The organism is Leucobacter fengyongliangi, assembly GCF_052386045.1.
The window spans coordinates 2012040-2030800 of sequence record NZ_CM126356.1 but is presented as its reverse complement, the minus strand read 5'-3'; the positions used below and the strand labels follow the sequence as shown (position 1 = coordinate 2030800).

The 18761-nt window shown below is 64.3% G+C and carries 14 protein-coding genes and 1 pseudogene; 8 read left to right on the top strand and 7 right to left on the bottom strand.

Annotated elements, in window-relative coordinates; translation table 11 throughout:
- Positions 1-34 precede the first annotated feature (34 nt).
- From ACTNFK_RS09655 to ACTNFK_RS09645, 3 genes are all read left to right on the top strand, one after another.
- Positions 35-913 (top strand): NAD(P)-dependent oxidoreductase, encoded by an 879-nt coding sequence (locus ACTNFK_RS09655; protein ID WP_445117155.1) that lies wholly within the window; start codon positions 35-37, stop codon positions 911-913.
- A gap of 68 nt (positions 914-981) precedes the next feature.
- Complete coding sequence (locus tag ACTNFK_RS09650; RefSeq protein WP_435936951.1) at positions 982-1668, top strand: helix-turn-helix domain-containing protein; 687 nt, start codon at positions 982-984, stop codon at positions 1666-1668.
- Positions 1669-1805: 137 nt separating this feature from the next.
- Entirely contained in the window at positions 1806-2000 is a 195-nt protein-coding gene (locus ACTNFK_RS09645) for a twin-arginine translocase TatA/TatE family subunit (protein ID WP_435936950.1), read from the top strand.
- Between the two features lie 250 nt (positions 2001-2250).
- On the opposite strand, the gene ACTNFK_RS09640 is transcribed toward ACTNFK_RS09645, so the two are convergent.
- Both ACTNFK_RS09640 and ACTNFK_RS09635 read right to left on the bottom strand, forming a co-directional pair.
- On the bottom strand, positions 2251-2724 hold the full coding sequence (locus ACTNFK_RS09640; protein ID WP_435937002.1) for a hypothetical protein: 474 nt from the start codon (positions 2722-2724) through the stop codon (positions 2251-2253).
- A 46-nt stretch (positions 2725-2770) separates the two neighbouring features.
- Positions 2771-3151: pseudogene (locus ACTNFK_RS09635) on the bottom strand (DNA cytosine methyltransferase); the annotation flags it as partial.
- 286 nt (positions 3152-3437) lie between these two features.
- Here ACTNFK_RS09635 and ACTNFK_RS09630 point away from each other — a divergent pair.
- Positions 3438-3878, top strand: a complete 441-nt coding sequence (locus tag ACTNFK_RS09630) for a hypothetical protein (protein WP_435936949.1) — start codon at positions 3438-3440, stop codon at positions 3876-3878.
- Positions 3879-4014: 136 nt separating this feature from the next.
- On the opposite strand, the gene ACTNFK_RS09625 is transcribed toward ACTNFK_RS09630, so the two are convergent.
- The 3 genes from ACTNFK_RS09625 to chrA form a co-directional block, all read right to left on the bottom strand.
- On the bottom strand, positions 4015-4743 hold the full coding sequence (locus ACTNFK_RS09625) for a VIT1/CCC1 transporter family protein (RefSeq protein ID WP_435936948.1): 729 nt from the start codon (positions 4741-4743) through the stop codon (positions 4015-4017).
- A 3-nt stretch (positions 4744-4746) separates the two neighbouring features.
- Positions 4747-6690 (bottom strand): heavy metal translocating P-type ATPase, encoded by a 1944-nt coding sequence (locus ACTNFK_RS09620; RefSeq protein ID WP_435936947.1) that lies wholly within the window; start codon positions 6688-6690, stop codon positions 4747-4749.
- Between the two features lie 83 nt (positions 6691-6773).
- Positions 6774-7988, bottom strand: coding sequence for a chromate efflux transporter (gene chrA / locus ACTNFK_RS09615; protein ID WP_435936946.1), 1215 nt, complete (start codon positions 7986-7988; stop codon positions 6774-6776).
- Positions 7989-8220: 232 nt separating this feature from the next.
- On the opposite strand from chrA, the gene mobF reads away from it, so the two are divergent.
- The 3 genes from mobF to ACTNFK_RS09600 all read left to right on the top strand — a co-directional run bounded on the left by mobF (position 8221) and on the right by ACTNFK_RS09600 (position 13173).
- Entirely contained in the window at positions 8221-11781 is a 3561-nt protein-coding gene (gene mobF, locus ACTNFK_RS09610; protein ID WP_435936945.1) for a MobF family relaxase, read from the top strand.
- A gap of 148 nt (positions 11782-11929) precedes the next feature.
- Entirely contained in the window at positions 11930-12250 is a 321-nt protein-coding gene (locus tag ACTNFK_RS09605) for a hypothetical protein (RefSeq protein ID WP_435936944.1), read from the top strand.
- Positions 12251-12360: 110 nt separating this feature from the next.
- Positions 12361-13173, top strand: coding sequence for a DUF6042 family protein (locus ACTNFK_RS09600; RefSeq protein WP_435936943.1), 813 nt, complete (start codon positions 12361-12363; stop codon positions 13171-13173).
- Positions 13174-13221: 48 nt separating this feature from the next.
- Here the strand turns inward: ACTNFK_RS09600 and ACTNFK_RS09595 are convergent, their stop codons facing one another.
- A complete protein-coding gene (locus ACTNFK_RS09595; protein WP_435936942.1) occupies positions 13222-16644 on the bottom strand; it encodes an NACHT domain-containing protein in 3423 nt (1140 codons plus the stop codon).
- A 199-nt stretch (positions 16645-16843) separates the two neighbouring features.
- Here ACTNFK_RS09595 and ACTNFK_RS09590 point away from each other — a divergent pair, with 199 nt between their 5' ends.
- Positions 16844-17575: a site-specific integrase gene (locus tag ACTNFK_RS09590; RefSeq protein WP_435936941.1), complete on the top strand. Its 732-nt coding sequence runs from the start codon at positions 16844-16846 to the stop codon at positions 17573-17575.
- Here ACTNFK_RS09590 and ACTNFK_RS09585 read toward each other — a convergent pair.
- Positions 17536-18758 (bottom strand): IS3 family transposase gene (locus ACTNFK_RS09585; RefSeq protein WP_152424308.1). Its coding sequence is split into 2 segments (ribosomal slippage): positions 17536-18473 and positions 18473-18758, totalling 1224 coding nucleotides; the frame shifts between segments, so codons are not numbered across the junction. The two genes, ACTNFK_RS09590 and ACTNFK_RS09585, sit on opposite strands and share 40 nt — an antisense overlap.
- Positions 18759-18761 lie beyond the last annotated feature (3 nt).

The window sequence follows — 18761 nt, the reverse complement described above, 5'->3', positions numbered from 1 at the left end:
GACCATGCGCTCACGCGCAGGAAATGAGGTAGCAATGACCAGCATCGGTTTCATCGGACTCGGCAGCATGGGGCAGGCCATGGCGGCCCGCCTGCTAGATGGCGGCCTGGACGTCGGCGTCTGGAACCGCACCGCGGCGGCAGGCGATGAGCTCGTCGCGGCAGGCGCGACCCGCCTCGACTCACCCGCCCAGGCCTTCGAGCGCGACATCGTGATCTCGATCCTCGCCAACGATCAGGCGGTGGACGCGGTCTTCAGTGAGGAGCTGCTCACGGGCGCAGGCACCGGCGGCTCCTTGCACGTGAACATGGCCTCCATCAGCCTCGAGATGGCGCGCACCATCGAGGCGCGGCACGCCGCGGCCGGCATGCGCTATCTAGGCGCCCCCGTCATGGGCCGCCCGGACGCGGCCCGCGACGGACAGCTGAGTATCCTTGCCGGAGGCCCGCAGGAGGTCGTCGAGGCGGCCGCTCCCGCCTTCGAGGTGCTCGGCAAGAAGACCTGGCACGTCAGCACAGAGGCCGCCGGAGCGAGCCTCGTGAAGATCGGAGTGAACTACAATCTGATCCACGCCCTCGGGGCACTGGGCGAGTCAATCAACCTGGTCGAGCGCGGCGGTATCGATCCCCAGCTCTTCGTCGACATCCTCTCGGCTGGCTTCTTCACCGGCGTGGTCTACCCGACCTACGGCAAGATCATCTCTGAGCGCAGCTACTTCCCGGCCGCCTTCAGTGCGCAGTTGGGGCTGAAGGATCTCACCCTCACCGAGAAAGCCGCAACGGAGGTTGGCGCGGCACTTCCGCTGGCTTCCGCACTTCATCATCTGTTCGTTGGTGCAGTCAGTAGGCGTGATCTGAAGGAGGGGGATTGGTCCGTGATAGCTGAAGTGATTCGCGACCTCCAACCGCTTTAGGTCTCCCTATTCCTGCAATGTCATCTAAACTCGTGTTAAGTCAGGCTTTTCCGACAACAGGAGGTTCAGTGGACCAGGTGGAACTGGGTTCCCGATTGAGGGCAGCTCGCGAAGAGAAGAACCTCACGCTCCGTTCACTCGCGTCAAAGATTGATGTGTCGTCGAGTCTCTTGTCGCAGATCGAGAATGGGAAAACAAAGCCGTCCGTAGATACCTTGTACGCCCTGGTTCGGCAGCTAGAAATCTCGATTGATGCAGTACTCGGTTTGGCGGCTGTGTCAGGTCCGGAGACGGAAGAGTTTAGACCTCAGGCGACCTTCGTACTTCAGTCTGCGGAGGAAGCACCAGTTCTCGAAATGGAGAACGGCGTGCGCTGGGAACGCCTCGCTGTTCTACCAGGTTTGGATATTGAAGCTCTGCGGGTGACTTACCAGCCAGGCGCCGCGAGTTCCATCGAAGGACGTCTCATGAGGCACCTTGGATACGAGCACATTGCAATGATCAGTGGGGAACTGAGCCTGAGAATCGAGTTCGAGGAGTATCCGATTCGCGCCGGAGATACGCTGGCATTTGATTCGCAGCGTCCACATATGTTTCTCAATCCTGGCAGTGTCCCGGCCATAGGGATTTGGTATGTCTTTGGAAGAAAGGCCCTGAACAATGCGGCATCACACTATCCGGAGCAACCAGTGGACAAACACGTTGAGAGACTGAACACTGCTGTTGATGTATTGCAGTCTTTCCGAGAGTCATGATTTTTGTCGCGCTCATGGGTCTCGCAGGGATTCGTCAAGTACCGTTTCACTGACCTGTCACCTGCGTTTAGGGCTGGGTGCGAGTACGTCCTTCTGATGGCAGCCCCCAAATCAGCTACTAATGTTAGGGTCATCAATTGCTAGGAAACTTGAATGGGCCAACACTTCTGGTCATAATCTTCCTTGTTCTCCTCCTTTTTGGAGCCCCAAGGCTTCCTAGCCTTGCGAGAAGCATCGGGCAGTCAATGCGGATTCTCAAGAAGGAAATGACTGTTGACGCAGATACGAGCGGCAGTGTCTCTGCGCCAGACGAGGAGAACCCTCGCCCTTAGAACACTTTCGGCCACAGACTCGGCCCGTTCAAAGTCAATCATCGTGCCTTTCCTTTCCTCGCTGGTCATTTGACGGCAGTCAGTAGCGACGAGACGGCAAGGCACGCGTGCAGAGGCTGGACGCCGTTACCGAGGGAGGCGACTTGATGGTTCGAAGTGAGCAGATGTGTCGAGTTCGCAACCCACCCTGACGGAAGCCCCATGAGCCATTCTACGAATTCCGCCGCTGGTCTTGGACTCTGCTCGTTGTTCAGGGTTGTCGGTACTGGGGCATTTCGCCCAGTGATGTGTTCCCATCGGGCGATGGCCTCTGCGTATCGGCCCCATCGCAGAGTTTGCCGTCGATCAGCCACCACAATGTCTCGGGTTCGGGCTTCCATTCGACTGAGCCAGTTGGCCCGTTCAGTGCAAGGTCGATGAGCTGATGCGAGAGTGCGATCGTGCCGCGACGTGCTTTCACCTGATCCAGGTTCTCGCCGCCCCTCGCTGCATCGGACGCGAGCGGAGTTCTGAACAGGGGCGTGCGCGAGGATGAAAACCCGAAACCTCGGGTGCGGGGCACCGACAGCGGAAGCGGGTAGGCCGATCCATTGCGCGTCATACCCGATGTCGGCCAGGTCTCCGAGAACGGCACCGATTGCCCGGAGAGGTCGAGCTGTGTCGTCTCCCACACCCCAGAAACCGGGTTCCAGATCGCGAAGGGTTGCGGGTTCAGGGGTTGCACGATTGCCTCCTTCAGGTGTTGCACGGATTGCGGGCGCCGAGACCAACCCGCGCACGTTCTCGATGACCACGAACTCGGGGCGGAGCTGCTCGATCGCTTCGGCCATGTACGACCAGAGACCTGATCTCGTGCCGGGAGCGAGGCCTGCCATCTTCCCAACGGTGGAGACATCTTGACAAGGAAACCCACCGCAGAGAATGTCCACAGGCTCGACCTCAGCCCATTTGATCGCGGTGATGTCACCGAGGTTCGGGGCGTCGGGCCAGTGGTGAGCGAAGACGTGCCGCACAGGGCTGATCTCCGAGAACCAGATCGTCCGCGCGCGGAAGACGTGCTCTACGGCGAGGTCGAGGCCACCGTACCCGGAGAACAACGACCCGATGCGCAAAGGTGCAGAATCGGCGGGTGTTTCGGATGCTTTTGACACTGGCGCTCCCGGTGATCGGTGATCCCGGCCCGCACGCACGGTGCTGCCGGGTGGTCACCTCTCAGGTGCACCCCTCCCTCATCCGCCACTTCATCCCTCGCGCAAAGCCCGCACTTCCGAGCCGCACCCAACGCCGCTCAGCCCGACCCGCCGAACCCGTCGTTCGCCTCGCTCCCGAACTACCACGCGTCTTGCAGATGCGGTTTCAGAGCCCGCGAGTACACGCAGAGCCACCCGCGCGCACCTCCTTCCGAACGCGACCGAGCGTTCAGGAAGGACGACCCCGATGAGTACGAGAACGACATACCAACCGGCCCAGTTCGAGGCGTCGGGGTGGGATTCCGGCACCCCGGAGCGCAAGGCGAGGTTCGTGAACTCCCTGCTCCGGTTCATCGCGGCGGACTGCCCGCGCGAACGCTTCACCCGATCGCTCTACCAGGGGCTCTCGACCCACGGTTATTTCGGGTTCATCGCGCACTACGACCTCGACGGGTTCTACGACGCGCAACTGTCCACCCCGGCACGACGAGCGGGCTTCCTGAACGAACTGCGCCGCGACTGCGAGCGTGATGCGCACCTCGACCGCCCAGACCTGTGGAGCGACGTGAAGCGAGTGCTCGCCGAGGGGCTGCAACCCCAAGCGTTGCAGACACCGGCCAGACGGTTGCCTGCACCTGTGCGGCGGCGACCCCCGGCGGGCAAGCGCGACGGGCTGACGCTCTTCTGATCTACCGCCGGGGTTGCGCGACGTTGCGCAGCGCAACCCCTGACGCACCCCCTCTCCGGTTGCGCGGCTGCGACGAGGGACGAAAACGGGAATCGGGTTGCCGGTAGTGTCTCGCCTGCCTGGGCTCGTACTAGTGCTACGCGACCGCGACGCCGAAGAGCAGCCCGATGAGGTAGGTTGCGATCATTGTGGCCGAGCCCATAATCACGTTGCGCAGGATCGCCCTGCCGCGCGGAGCACCACCGAGAGCAGCGCTGATCCATCCCGTGAGGAACAGGCCGAGCACGACGGCGACTGCCGCGACCCAGATCCGGTGTTCCCCGAGGGGGAGCAGGATCATCACAAGGGGGATCAGCGCGCCGACCGTGAACGCAACGAACGACGACAACGCGGCCGCCCAGGGGCTGGTGAACTCTTCGTGGTCGATACCGAGCTCGACTTCCGCATGGGCGGCAAGCGCATCATTCGCGGTGAGTTCGACGGCGACCTGATGGGCGAGCTCATCGGAGAGGCCGCGCTGCCGGTAGAGGCCAGCGAGCTCTTCGAGTTCTTCGTCGGGCATCGATTCGAGCTCCCACTTTTCCTTGGCGACTAGCGCCTGCTCGGTGTCGCGCTGCGTGCTGACCGAGACGTACTCTCCGCCCGCCATCGAGAACGCGCCCGCGACGATCGCGGCGATACCGGCAGTGGCGATCGCGAGCACGTTGTTTGGGGTGGCTGCGGCGACACCGATCACGACGCCCGCCGTCGACACGATGCCGTCGTTCGCGCCGAGCACCCCGGCGCGAAGCCAGTTCAGACGCTGGCCGATGTCCTGGAGGTGAGCTTCACCGGGATGCTGCGTGTCAGATGAGCGACGAGTCATGGATCAGTTCCTTTGTGGAGTGTGTGCTGCCTGAACGGGGGCGGTGGTCTCGTGTGGCCCGGCGCTCACGAGGCGTTCGGATCGTGGCCCAACCGCGCGAAGCGCACCGAGGATCGCAACGAGATCGACCAGCTCCTGCATCCACGCGCCCAGGAGCGCCGGTAAAAATCCGAACGCGGCGATGAGCATGAGGGCGACGCTAATGATGATGCCCAGCCAGATGCTCTGCAGCGCGATCCGCACGGTATCTTGGCCGATCCGCACCGCGCGCGGCAGCGAGGAGAGTGTGTCGTAGCGGTTGACGACGGCCGCTGATTCGCTCGCAGCGGTCGCGCCGCGAGCACCCATCGCGAATCCGATGTCGGCGGCTGCGAGCACAGGTGCGTCATTCAGGCCATCGCCAACCATAATGAGCGGGCGGGGCCGCACCTCGCTCACGATGCGCACCTTGTCTGCGGGGCGGCACTCCGCGTGCACCTCGCTGATTCCGAGTTTTTCCGCGATCGGCTGAGCGGTGGCGGTTACGTCTCCGGTGACCATCAGGGTGCGCTCGATGCCGAGTGTCGTGAGTTCACGGAGGGCGGCCTCTGCCTCCTCGCGGACCTGATCGCGCATGATGATCGCACCTGCGAAGCGGTCATCCGCCGCAACGTAGATCGCAAGCTCGCCTGGCGCAAGGTCAGCCACGGTAAGCATTGGCGCGTATTCGCGTACCCAGGAGGGCTTGCCGACCCGCGCGAGCACTGTGTTCGGTGTCTCGGGCGTGCGGAGGGTTGCGGCGACACCGTTGGTGGCGAACTCCTCGGCCTTGGATGCTTCGAGGAGCGGAATTTGACGCTGCTTCGCCGCTCCGACGACGGCGCTGGCGAGCACGTGCGAGGAGTAGACCTCGGTTGAGGCCGCAAAGCGTAGCACTTCGTCTGCGTCGAACCCCGGCGCAGCCACGATGCGTTCGAGGGTGGGTTTCCCGGTGGTGATGGTGCCGGTCTTGTCGAATGCGGCCGAGCGGGCGCGGGAGAGCTGTTCGAGGGTGCCGCCGCCCTTCACAATCAGTCCGAAACGCGCCGCCCGACTCATTCCGCCGAGGAACGCGACCGGGGCCGCGATCAGCAGCGGGCACGGGGTCGCGACCACCAGCACCTCGGCGAACCTGACCGGGTCACCGCTCACGGCCCACGCGACACCGGCGATGACCAGGGAGAGGATCGTGAACGGCACCGCGTAGCGATCCGCGAGCCGCACGACCTTCGCCTTACTGCTCGCGGCCTGCTCGACGAGCCGCACGATCTGCTGGTACTCGCTCTTCGAAGCCGGCGCTGCCGCGCGCACCGTCACCGCGGCCTGGCCGTTCACCGCACCGCTCGACACCTTCTCCCCGGCCTGACGTTCGACCGGCAGGCTCTCGCCCGTGAGCGACGACTCATCGAACACGGCGTGCTCGGAGACGAGGATCGCGTCCACCGGCACCAGTGCGCCCGGGCGCACGAGCAGCAGGTCACCGACCGCGACCGCATCGACTGGCACCTCCTCGGTGGCTGTATCCGCCGTGTGCGCCGAGGTTTCGGTGTCGAGGATCTTCGTGGCCTGCTGCGGGGCCTTGCGCAGCAGCGCGGTGAGTTCTCTCTTGGAACGGTGCTCGGCGTAGTCTTCGAGCGCCGCACCTCCGGTGAGCATCAGCACCACCACGAGCGCCGCCCACGGCTCCCCGACGAGCACGGCCGCAGTGATCGCGGTTACCGCGAGAATGTCGAGCCCCGCATGCTTCCGTAGGAGCTGCCGGATCATCCCGACTGCCTCCCACGCCGCGATCGCGAGCGCGTACCCGCCCACGATCCACCGTGCCACGCCGCTCGCTGGCGTCGCGAGGAGCAGGAGCCCAATCGTCGCGACCAGCAGGGTTGCGAAGACGAGCGGATACGCCCTGACTGCGGCGAGAAATCGGCTCATGCTACTCATTTTCGCAGGCGGGCGCTGCCCCCGCACCGCAGGCCAGCCTCACCTACATCAGTGACAGCTGGAATCTGGACTGTTCACAGCAGCACGATACCTAGTCCGGCGGCGGCGAACACCACCGCCCATGCCGGCGCTTTCCACGAGGCCAGTGCCACGAAGGAGAGCACCGCCACGAGGAACGAAGCGACACCCGTAACACCCTCGACGAACACGGGATCGTAAAGTGCTGCGGCGAGTAAACCCACGACCCCGGCATTCACGCCCATCAGAGCACGCTGCACCCCGACTATGCGGCGCAGTCGCCCCCAGAACGGCAGTACCCCCAGCACGAGCAGCGCGGATGGCAAGAAGATCGCGATCAGGGCGATTGACGCTCCTGCCATCCCGCCTGGGCCGCTCGTGGTGACCGCACCGAGGAATGCGGCGAACGTGAACAACGGCCCCGGCACCGCCTGAGCGGCACCGTAGCCAGCAAGAAAGGTGCCGGACTCCACAAGCCCCGTCTGCACCGTCTCGGCTTCCAGCAGCGGCAGGACGACATGACCGCCACCGAACACGAGCGACCCTGTGCGATAGAAGATATCGAATAGGCCCACCGTCGCATTCCCGGTGAGCATGGTGAGGATCGGCAGGCCTCCCAGTAACAGCCCAAACACGGCCAGGCTGATCGCCGCCACGGCAGGTCGTATCCGCACCGGAAAAGTGTCTCCGCTTTCTGCGGGGTCGTGCTGAGGGCGGCAGACGAGCAGCCCCAAGATGCCCGCCATGAACAGGGCGCCGAGCATGGTCAGGGAGCCGGGAACGAGCACGACGGAAGCCATAACTGCGACGGCGATCGTCGCGCGGCGAGCGTCAGGCGTCAAAGACTTCGCCATGCCCAGCACCGCATGGGCGACGACCGCGACCGCAGCAGCCTTCAATCCGAGCACCCACCCGGCCTGAGACAGATCGCCGAGCGCAGAGACCCCGAACGCGAACGCGAGCAGCAGCACGGCAGAGGGCAAGGTGAAACCCGCCCAGGCCGCTGCCATTCCAAGCACTCCGGCACGCTGCAGCCCGATAGCCATACCGACCTGGCTCGACGCCGGGCCCGGCAGGAACTGGCACAGCGCGACAAGGTCCGCATAGGCACGATCACTGAGCCACCTGCGCCGTTCCACGAACTCGGTACGAAAGTACCCGAGGTGCGCCACGGGGCCACCGAACGATGTCAGCCCCAGGCGAAGAAAAACCAAGAACACACCGAGGGATGACCCTGAGGGCAATGGGGGCCGATGCTCAAGCGATGACATTTCCCTCCCAGCATGGCGCATGGCTCGTGCACCATGGGCCACGACTTCACCACCGCTACCGAAAGTTCACTTTCTTTCCGTCAGACACTCGAAGTCTGTCGAATGCTCCTCATACACAAAGCGTCGAATCTCTGGCATCGCCCTTATTACGCACACGAGGCAAGCGACGAAGACACGGGGACAAGTGACATGTCTTCGGAAACGCTGACGATGTCGGGTTCACCTTATTGGCATGACTGTCTCGATGCGGGTGATGAGCGCCGGCGACGGCTACAAATACCTCCTGCGCTCCGTGGTCGCGGGCGATGGTGACCGGAGCCTGTCGACGCCGTTGACTCGTTACTATGCCGAGGCCGGGAACCCTCCCGGCCGGTGGCTCGGCTCTGGCCTCACCCAGTTCGGCGGAGGCCGCATCACTCCCGGCGATGAAGTATCGGAGCAGCAGCTCCAGCTCCTCATCGGGATGGGCTGCGACCCGGTGACAGGCGACCCGCTCGGCCGCGCCTACCCGGTGTACAAGACCCCGGCCGAGCACATCGCCGAGCGCGTCGAAGCCCTCGACCCGAATCTCGGCCCGGCGTCGCGTGCGGAAGCGGTCGCGGAGATCGAAGCCGAAGAACACGCACGCGGCACTCGGAAGGCCGTCGCCGGATACGACTACACGTTCTCGCTTCCGAAGTCGGCGTCGGTGCTCTGGGCGGTCGCCGATGCTGGCACCCAGGCGCTCATCGCCGAAGCGCATCACGCGGCGATTGCCGAGGTGATCGATTTCATGGAACGAGAGGTCGCCGCGACCCGCGTCGGCATGATCGGCGCGGACGGCGGCGCGGTCGCGCAGGTCGATACCTTCGGGCTTGCCGCAACGGCCTACGACCACTACGACTCCCGCAGCAGTGATCCGCATCTGCACACCCATGTCGTCGTGTCGAACAAGGTGAAGACCGTGCTGGATGGGCGGTGGCGGTCGCTGGATGGGCGGCCGATGCACGCCGCGACCGTCGCGCTCTCCGAACTGCACGAGGCGATCATCGCCGACCACCTCACCCGGCTACTCGGCGTGGCATGGGAGGCGCGGGATCGTGGCCGCGACCGCAACCCCGCCTGGGCTGTCAGGACGGTGCCGGAAGAGCTCGTGGTCGAGTTCTCCACTCGCGCCCGCCAGATCGATGCCGAGAAAGACCGCCTCATCGCCGAGTATGTTCAGAAGCACGGCCGGCAACCGTCCGCGGCGACGATCATCAAGCTCCGCGCTCAAGCCACCTTGTCTACCCGGCCTGAGAAGCAGGTGCGCTCCCTTGCCGACCTCACCACCGAATGGCGCAAGCGCGCCACAGCGCGGCTGGGGCGGGAGGCGTCGGAATGGGTGCGAGAGGCGATCCCGGTAGCACCCGTGCGGGTGTTGCGTGCCGATGACCTTCCTTTGGAAGAGATCGAGAAGATCGGTCGCGAGGTCATGAACGCGGTGGGTGAGAAGCGGTCGACCTGGCACCGCTGGAACCTGACCGCCGAGGCTGCACGGCAGACGATGGAGTACCGCTTCGCGACAGCACGGGATCGGGAAGCCGTCACCGGCATGGTCGTCGATGCCGCCGAGCGCGCTTCGCTGCGGCTGACGCCGCCGGAGCTCGCGTTGACGCCGGTGCGGTTTCAGCGGCCGGATGGGTCGAGCGCGTTCCGGCCACGCCACGGCACCTTGTACTCGTCCGAGGCTTTGCTTGATGCGGAGAAGCGGCTCCTCGAACGCTCCCGCAATCTGACCGGCCCCGAGCTCCCGCTTGCCCTCATCGAGAGGGTCACGAGACGCCCGGATCGGGAAGGGCGGATGCTCGGCCCCGATCAGGCCGACGCGCTCACCCGCATCGCGGTCTCGGGCCGTCAGCTTGATCTCCTTGTCGGCCCGGCTGGTACGGGGAAGACGACCACGATGCTTGCGCTCCGCACGGCATGGGAACAGCAGTACGGTGCCGGGTCTGTGGTCGGGCTGGCCCCGTCGGCGGTCGCCGCGGAAGTGCTCGCCGGGGATCTCGGGATCAAGACCGAGAACACCGCGAGATGGTGGACGCGGCACCTCATGACTGGCCGAACCTTCCAGGCGGGTCAGCTCGTGATCGTGGACGAGGCGAGCCTTGCCGGCACCCTCGCACTCGACCGCATCACCGGGGCTGCGGCGAAAGCTGGCGCGAAGATTCTGCTCGTCGGCGACTACGGGCAGCTCCAATCCCCGGCAGCGGCCGGCGCGTTCGGGCTCCTCGCCGGCGACCGCCCTGATACCCCGGAGCTGTCCAGGATTCACCGCTTCACGAACGAGTGGGAGAAGCGAGCATCGCTCAGGCTTCGGCTCGGGGAACCCGACGTGATCGGAGTCTACGAGGAGGCCGGCCGGATCATCGGCGGCACCACCGAAGACATGACCGCACGAGCCTACGAGGCGTGGCGGGCAGACCGTGCCGCCGGGATCGCGTCGATTCTCGTCTCCGACTCCGGCGACGCGGTTGCGGCGCTGAACCTGCGCGCCCGCACCGAGCTCATCCTCGCCGATGTCGTCAACCCGCTCAAGGGTGAGGTTACCTTGGACGGCGGCGTGCAAGCTTCTGTCGGTGACACTGTGATCACGCGGAAGAACGAGCGGAAGCTGCGCACCCGGTTCTCGTGGGTGCAGAACGGGAACAGGTGGACGATCACGAACGTGCGCCGCGACGGATCAGTGACCGTGCGCCCCGCCGGCACAGGCCGGGGCGAGTCGATCGTGCTCCCCGCCGACTACGTCGCCCAGCACCTCGACCTGAGTTACGCCGTGACCGCGTACCGCGCGCAAGGCGTGACGGTGGACACCTCGCATGTGCTGGTCGACCCGTCGATGACCCGCGAGAACCTGTACGTCGCCTTGACCCGTGGCAAGGATGCGAACCTCGCGTACGTCGCCACCGACACCCCGGACGATGCGCACGCGCACTCGCACGAGGTCGAAGACATGGAAGAGGCAGCCCGGCGGGTGCTCTACGGGGTGCTGCATCATTCCGGGGCTGAGCTTTCCGTGCACGAGACGATCCAGGCGGAGCAGGAACGGTGGGGATCGATCCTGCAGCTCGCCGCCGAGTACGAGACCATTGCCACCGAAGCACAACACGACCGCTGGGCCACCCTCATCCATGCATCCGGCCTCAGCCCCGTACAAGCGGATGCGGTGCTCGATTCCGATGCTTTCGGTGCCCTCGCTGCGGAGCTTCGCCGTGCCGAGGCGAACCACCACGACGTTGACCGGATCTTCCCGCGCCTCGTCAAAGCGCGCGGCTTCGATGACGCCGGTGACATCGCCTCCGTGCTGCACTGGCGCGTCGCAAACGCCACCGCCCAACCGGCCAGCACCGGACGCACCCGCCGGGCATCGCAACTCATCGCCGGCCTCATCCCCGTCGCGGTCGGGATCACCGACCCCGATATGAAGCAGGCGCTCGCAGAGCGGCACCAGCTCATCGAGAACCGAGCCGCCACCCTCGCCGAACAGGCGATCGCCGATGGCACCGCGTGGGCTCAGGCGCTAGGGAGTCGCCCCGACGAACCGCGCAAGCGGGAGGCGTGGTCACGATACGCGTGCACGGTCGCCGCCTACCGCGACCGCTACACGATCACCAGCGCCGACGCGCTCGGCCCGGAGCCGGACGGGGTGGCGCAGAAGATCGACCACGCCCGCGCTGCGCAGGCGATCCAGCGCGCCCATGCGCTCGCGGCTGAACGTGCTCGGCCGCAGGCGGGTGGGCGAGCGTCCGCGAGGGAACGAGGACGCACTCTCTGACGCGAGGGTTCCCGGTCGCGCCGCCTCGACGTACAGTAGAAGCAGAGCGGTCACCCCTGTGATCAACATTTCCGCCTCCGGGCAGGCCTTCGGGCAACTCTCCTAGCGCCGCTTCTGAATAGCTCTGCGCTAACGAGAGGAACTCACCATGTTCAGCGGTATCATCGCGGGAGTGATCAACGCCTTCGGCTTCCTGGCCAGGTACCTGCCGAGCCTCCGGCTCATCATGCGGATCATCCACCGCCGCGACAGCCACAAGTGGGGCGTGCCCGCCATGCTCATCGCGGCTCCCTACTTCCTCGTGGCGAACATCTTCAAGGAACTCATCGAGGGCGGCGGCGAACCGTGGCTCAGCATCCCGATGCTCTGGTGCCTCGTCATGGGTCTCGTCTTCCTGGCGATGGGGCCTGCCAGTCTTGTTCTTCTGGCAATCGCGCGCACTCGGGAGGTCGTTGCCCGAAGGAAGTAAGACGTGAATCCTTCGCGGAGCCTTCATGCTCATGGGACCGAACAGCCTGCTGCTCAGGGCATCGCGAAGCATAGATTCTCCACCGCATCCGCACACGAGATAATCGATGCATGAGCGAAGAGCCACACCCGATGCAGACGGTCACCGACATCTTGTTCGGCAGAGGGTGGAGCAGTACTCTGCCGCCCGCCGTCGTAATCCTTTTCGGTGAACTCGCCAGCGCCGGCCCCATCACGCGGACCGCGCTCGACTCCATGCTCCGCGCAGAGAACCCACACACTCCGGATGGTCTCGACTCCTCAGTTTGGGAACCCCTGGAGCCGTGGACAGAGGAGAAGCTCGCCGAGCTCGATGAGGACTTCGGCGAACCCGATGAGTCCCGCACCGCGGACGAACTGAACGCCCAGGACAAGGCCCAACGAGAACTAGACCAAGCAGATTTTGCACGCTACCTCGCCTCGAAGAACCTCCCTGTCTCGCACGCTTTCGGGGCCTTGGTCGACCTCCTCGTCTCCTGCAACGTCCTCAGCGCGAACGAGGCAGGCGGGCTCTTCCTCAATCCGCACGCACCACTTCCTGCGGAGGTGCTCCCGCTCGATGCGCGAGAAGCAGCGCGGCAAGACAAGATCCGCTGGGAGAGGCTTCACGAGCGCACCGCGCAGGCGATTATTCGGTTCTTCCGCACCGACGAGCAGGAAGTCGATCACATCCTGGTGAGCCTTGATCAGCTCGCGAAGGAACTTGAGAGTGACCCGGAGGATGTGCGCAGCGCCGTCAAAGTACTCACCGACGAAGGGGACTTCTCCACCTCAATCGACATCGAGCGGGCGCATCCCCAGCAGTCTTTTGTCCTGCACGTCGACTGGGATGTTTTCAACCGGAACCGCATCCACGTGAGCTTCGCCCCGCCCACATCCGAGTAGCTGCCTCACCGCCAGAACGGCTGCACCCCGAGTTCCCCGGGGAACGGATCATGGGCTGCCAAACCAGTGATTTGCCGACGCGACATCGGACAGCGGTGTCACGCGCGAAGCAGCTTGCGCGTTCAGGCGATCGATCGCGATCTGCACCAACTCCATGGGCCAAGCCCCCGGCGTCTCAAGGACTTCCTTCGCAAGCCCGATCGTTATCGTCGCCAACTGCGTGGGATCGGCCCACCCACCGCCCGGAAGCGAAGGCCGCGCATGCCGGAAGCAGTCGAGCTTCACCTTCCGAGATGTCCGGGCCGCCGCCACCACTGGACGTCCATCTGTCGGCCCCGCAAGGAACACGTCGGCCAACTCCTTCTCGAGGTAGGTTGGGATTCTCTCGCGAGTGGACTCTGTCGCAAGCTGCCAGATCAGCCAGAGCACCCGACCCGAGAGGCTCACACGGTGCAGACGCAACGGCTCGTGCAGGTCGAGGGGCTGCACCCGATATGAAGCGGCATCCTGCTGAAGAGCGCGCTCCACAGCACGGAACTGCTTGAGATCGAGCCTCCGCACGGCCGCGTCAAGCTCGGCCGCCACCGCAACAATCGTCGCGGTCCGCGCCTGCTCCACAAGCGCGATCACCGCCAGCATGAGGTCATACCCGTCCCCAACCGACGAGAGTCGATCTCGCCACCAATCAGGGTCTGATCGATGCCCACGATAGTCAGCCTCGATCCTGGCCGCGGCCGTGAGCGCAGGAGATCCGGCCCGAGCTGACATGAGCGAGACATCGATCGTTTCTGGAACCCGAGCAACGGCCCGACCAAGCACCCATCCCGGACCCCAAGCCTCCGCGACGACGGACAAGTACTGATCCCACTCCACCGCAGCGGAGGCCGTCGACACCGGTCGCAGGGAACGGGCGGCTTCGCATACGCGAACCGCAAGCGGGGACTGCGCCTGCGAGTTCTCCTCGGAAGCAATCAAGGGAACAGTCTGGCTCCCGGCCAGGATTGAACTCGCGCACGCGATGAGAGCATTCAGATCGCGACTCGGGCCGTCTGGGTCGGTGTCGCATCCGGCGTTGAGGTCTTCCCACACCAACTGGACCGCGTCTGTGCTGTGCCCTGAATACCCGCCCTGCCGCAGCAGATCTGCACGCCACTGGCCTGGCTCGTTGTACGACGAGAGCACCGTATGCAACCGAGCCTCTTGCTGCACACTGAGCGGAGCAAACACTCTGAGACGCGCGGCAGTCTCCACCCAAAGGGGGGTCGGAGTGAACTGCTCCCACCACCAGGCGGCGAGATCGTCGGTAGGCAGAGAGTGGGCGAGAAGGCTTGTCGCTGCGGCCTGACGTGCCTCAGCATCGGGGTCCTGCTCAAGGCGCGTCTTGAGATGGGCAATCGCCTGGGCGCGGCCTGCACGTTCCCCGAACCGGAGAGGGTTGCCCGCGGCGTCCAGCACGCCGTCCTCAGCAAGAAGCAGCCCAGGGCCAGAGAGAACGAAGTCGACGACACCCTGGATCTCGTCGCTAGTCAGACCGTCGTAGACGCGATCGTTCAGCAGCGTAACTGCCATCGATCGCACCAGGGGCCGGGGCGTGACCTTCTTCTCGACCGTGAAGAAGTTCCCGATCAGGGCGCGAAGTTCCCCCTTGGCGAGCATCCCGATGAAGAATCGGCACGTGTTCGCCCAGTAGGGGCGCTCCAGTAGCGCGTTCAGCCCGTCATCACGAGAGTTACCGATGCCCTTCGGCGTCAGGTTCTCATAGAGATGCAACGCCGCGAAATACTCGCGCAGAGACTGCACCTCGAACTCGAATGCATCCTCGCGCTCAACCAGACACAGCACCCGGTCGGTAATCGCAGAGTATAGGTCGTCCGCCAGCTGCTGTTCTTCCGGCTGCCCGGCAAGATAGGCCCGCAGAAGGGCACGAAGCTCATCTCGAGTGATCGACCCCGCGCTTCCCTCTTCTTCCGCCTTGGTCTGGAGATACCATCCCAAATAGGCGTGCGTATCCTCGACCACGCGCCGCTGGTCTTTGAGCAGGGGCTCCTTGTCCTCGGTCTGCTCACGATCCAGGAACGTCTTGAGATACTCCGCATAGAGCTCCGTGCGCTGCTGCGGCAACAACTGGCGACGATGAAGCAAATGCAGAAGGATCGCCAGCTGCATCGGATACGAGGCGAGTTCGCTCACATGCGGCACATGCTGACTATCCATGAATGTGGACTGCAGCTTCTCGGCGGACTCTTCGGAGAGCTGCAGTACCTCCACCCACTGCCTCAGATACTGCAGCCGGAGTCCTTGTGTCAGACGCTGCAAATGGAGAACCGGGAACGCTCCCGAAGCAGTCAGCGGGCGGAGAGCAGCACCCGGGCGAGTCGCTACCAAGATCACCAGATCAGCAGCATCTGCTCTCAGGCGTCCGCGCATGCGACTGATCTCCTCGACCACGCGGGATCGTGTCGCGAGGTTCGCAACCTCGTCCAGGCCATCCAGAGCGAAGAGCACCGGCTCGGTCGCGAGGAGCAGCGCAAGGTCCTCCGGAGCGAACTTGTGCATGCCGATGTTGCGACGAATGTGGTCGACCACGTACTCCTCAAGACTCGACCAGCGGTCCTCTTCCTGAGGCGACTGTCGCTGCTTCTTCTGACGTTTCCCCGATTTCAACCGAAGCTGCTCGGCCCACTGCGCATACCGACGAAGATCAATCCGGATAGGGAAGCGCGCCGGCGATTCCGCACGAGTCAGCTCAGACTGCCCAGCACTGTACCCTTCTTCACCGAGTCGACGAGCACGATGGAACTGACACACATACTGCAATACGGTGGACTTGCCCTGACCAGGTCCACCCACCAGAATCGCGTTGCCCGTCCAATTCGGATGAAGAAGCGCCTGCGTCGCACCGGTGATCAGAAGACCCGAAGATCGTTCAAGTTCCTCCGTATCACCGGGCGCCTCTGCGGAAATATGTGCAAGGAGATCCGCAAGCGCCGAGCCATCTCGCCGCCCTCCGACGGGGACATCTACGAACATCGCCTCCACTGAAGGCCCCCGCAGCTCAGCCTGCTGGAACTGCACCGTGTTCTCCGCAGCAAATCGGTCGCCGAGATACGCGCGCAGCGCCCCCTGCAGCTCACCCCGTCGCTTCTGCTTACGCTCATGTTCGGCCTTCATCTTCTCAAGCGACTTGACCGAGTAATCGGCGCCATTGTTTGCGTCGATCATTGCATGATGCGTCGGACACATCAGCATCAGGTTGTCGTACCCGTCAACATCGGCATAGCCGGCATCGTAGCGAGGGCCGCCTGCCCGCTGTGCGCGGATATGCGCTTCCTCGCCAATGATCCTCACTCCCGCGGCGGCCGTATCGGATGTCTCGCTATCAAACGTGAGTTCCTGCAAGCAGGTGGGGAATGCACACTCATTGTGAGCGCGACCCCACAGAGTCTTCCGTGTGGTAACGCTGACGCCCATTCCCGCTCCTCGTGATTGAAGGTGTCTCCATTCTTCCAGCAACCCCCGACACCCGGCTCGGCACGGAGCCGCTGCTCCGTGCGAACAGAGCGTCGGATCACACGCCAAACTGATCTGATGCCTACACGCCACGCACAGCATCCGAACACCCCGCCTTGGCGGCACACCGCAAGACTCTCCGCACGGACGGGGTCCCGACATGGCTAGACCCAGGACACCGATCGGCACCTTCGGAAAGATCAGCCACAGACGGCTCGGCCCAGGGACCTGCCAAGCGCGAACTCGGTACCGCGACTGGGACGGTAAGCTCCGAGCGGTTCAATGCACCGGGCCGACCTCCGCCGCAGCCGAACTCGCGCTCAAACGAAAGCTCTCCGAACGATCCCTCTTCCAACCCACGTTCATCGGAATCACCGCCGACAGCAGCTTCTCCGCGCTCGTCCACTACTGGCTCGAAGACATGGAGATCGAAGACCGGCTCTCTCGCACGACCCGGCTTCTCTACGAACGAAACATGCGAACCCTCGTCGCGTCCGCGTTCGCCGAGCTCACGCTCAGAGAGATCGGGGTCGCCCGCTGCGACTACTTCATCAAGCAGCTCGCCAGGCAGAGCTACAGTCGCGCCCGGCAAGCCCGAGTCGTACTCCGCCTCGCACTAGGACTCGCCGTCCGCCACGAGATCATCCCGCGCAATCCGATGGATCACATCTCTCGGCTGCAACGCCCCGCCAGATGCCCCGACGTCTTCGAGGACTCCGAAATCTGGCAGATCCGAGACGCCATCCGCGAATGGGAAGAACGACCCATGGCGAGCGGCCCGAGACCAGACGGGCAGCTCGGCCAGATCGTCGAAGTGAATTGGCCTGGTTTGAGTTCCGACCGGTTTTCCTGTCAACCTGTCGGTGACAGAAGTTCCTCGGCCTCAGCATAGTAGGCCTGCTCGACCTCGATCGGGGTACGCATATCGAGCTCCCCGTGAAGGCGCTCATGGTTCCACCACCACACGTATTCGAGGGTCGCGAGTTCGACCTGCTCAACCGTCCGCCAGGGGCCCTGCTGTCGGATCAGTTCGGTCTTGTAGAGGTTGTTGACCGCCTCAGCCATGGCATTGTCAAAACTGTCGCCGACCGTCCCGGTCGAGGGCACTGCTCCGAGTTCCGCAATGCGATCCGTATAGACCATGGCGGTGTAATTCGACCCGTGATCGGCGTGATGGATCAGCCCATCGAGCCTGCCGCCCGATTGCCACGCAGCCATATCGAGTGCCTGCATCGGCAGAACCTCAGATTTCAGCGTCGCAGCGACATTCCAGCCCACGATTCTGCGCGAGTACACGTCAGTGACGAACGCGACATAGGCGAACCCAGACCAGGTGGCGACGTAGGTCACGTCGCACACCCAGAGCTTGCGCGGCCCGTCAGCGGCGAATCTCCGGTTGACGAGATCGGCAGGCAGTGCCGCCGTTTTGTTGGGGCGTGTGGTGAACACGCGCTTTGATGTCCGTACCCCGCGCACGCCGGCGAGCCGCATCAGACGCTCGGTCTGGTCGCGGCCGATCTTCCACCCCTCACGCTTCAGCAGGGCATGCATCTTCCGGCGCCCGTACACGCCATAGTGCTTCGCGTGGAGCCGCCGGATCTCGGGGAGGAGCAACTCGTCGCGCAGCTGCCTGGCTGAGGCCGACCGGGCTTTCGCGGCCCGGTATCCGCGGGAGGTGAGGAACCCACGAACTGCCGCACGCAGCGTACGACAGAGGAACTCGACCCCGAAACGATCACGGTACTCGTCGATGAATCTGATCATTTCGTTCGTGGCCGGTCGAGTTCCTTCGCGAAAAACACGCTCGCGGCTTTGAGTACCTCGTTGGCCTTACGGAGCTCGCTCACCTCGCGGCGTAACCGCCGGTTCTCCTGGGCCATATCGATCGAGGTGCCAGGCTTCGCGCCGGTATCGATGTCGTAGCGGCGCTGCCACACGCGCAGCGTCTCCGGGCTCACTCCGAGGAGCCCACCGACGTGTCGGCAGGCCGCGGTCAGCGACTCGTGCTCGGGGCGGGCTTCGGCGAGCATCCGAAGTGCGCGCTGGCGAAGTTCAGGGTCATATTTGCTTGGCATCGT

Bases quoted from the DNA above. Each gene is read 5' to 3' on its own strand.
- ACTNFK_RS09625 (WP_435936948.1), bottom strand. From the start codon at position 4,743: ATGACTCGTCGCTCATCTGACACGCAGCATCCCGGTGAAGCTCACCTC.
- chrA (WP_435936946.1), bottom strand. From the start codon at position 7,988: ATGTCATCGCTTGAGCATCGGCCCCCATTGCCCTCAGGGTCATCCCTC.
- mobF (WP_435936945.1), top strand. From the start codon at position 8,221: ATGACTGTCTCGATGCGGGTGATGAGCGCCGGCGACGGCTACAAATAC.
- ACTNFK_RS09595 (WP_435936942.1), bottom strand. From the start codon at position 16,644: ATGGGCGTCAGCGTTACCACACGGAAGACTCTGTGGGGTCGCGCTCAC.
- ACTNFK_RS09630 (WP_435936949.1), top strand. From the start codon at position 3,438: ATGAGTACGAGAACGACATACCAACCGGCCCAGTTCGAGGCGTCGGGG.
- ACTNFK_RS09600 (WP_435936943.1), top strand. From the start codon at position 12,361: ATGAGCGAAGAGCCACACCCGATGCAGACGGTCACCGACATCTTGTTC.
- ACTNFK_RS09655 (WP_445117155.1), top strand. From the start codon at position 35: ATGACCAGCATCGGTTTCATCGGACTCGGCAGCATGGGGCAGGCCATG.
- ACTNFK_RS09620 (WP_435936947.1), bottom strand. From the start codon at position 6,690: ATGAGCCGATTTCTCGCCGCAGTCAGGGCGTATCCGCTCGTCTTCGCA.
- ACTNFK_RS09605 (WP_435936944.1), top strand. From the start codon at position 11,930: ATGTTCAGCGGTATCATCGCGGGAGTGATCAACGCCTTCGGCTTCCTG.
- ACTNFK_RS09590 (WP_435936941.1), top strand. From the start codon at position 16,844: ATGGCTAGACCCAGGACACCGATCGGCACCTTCGGAAAGATCAGCCAC.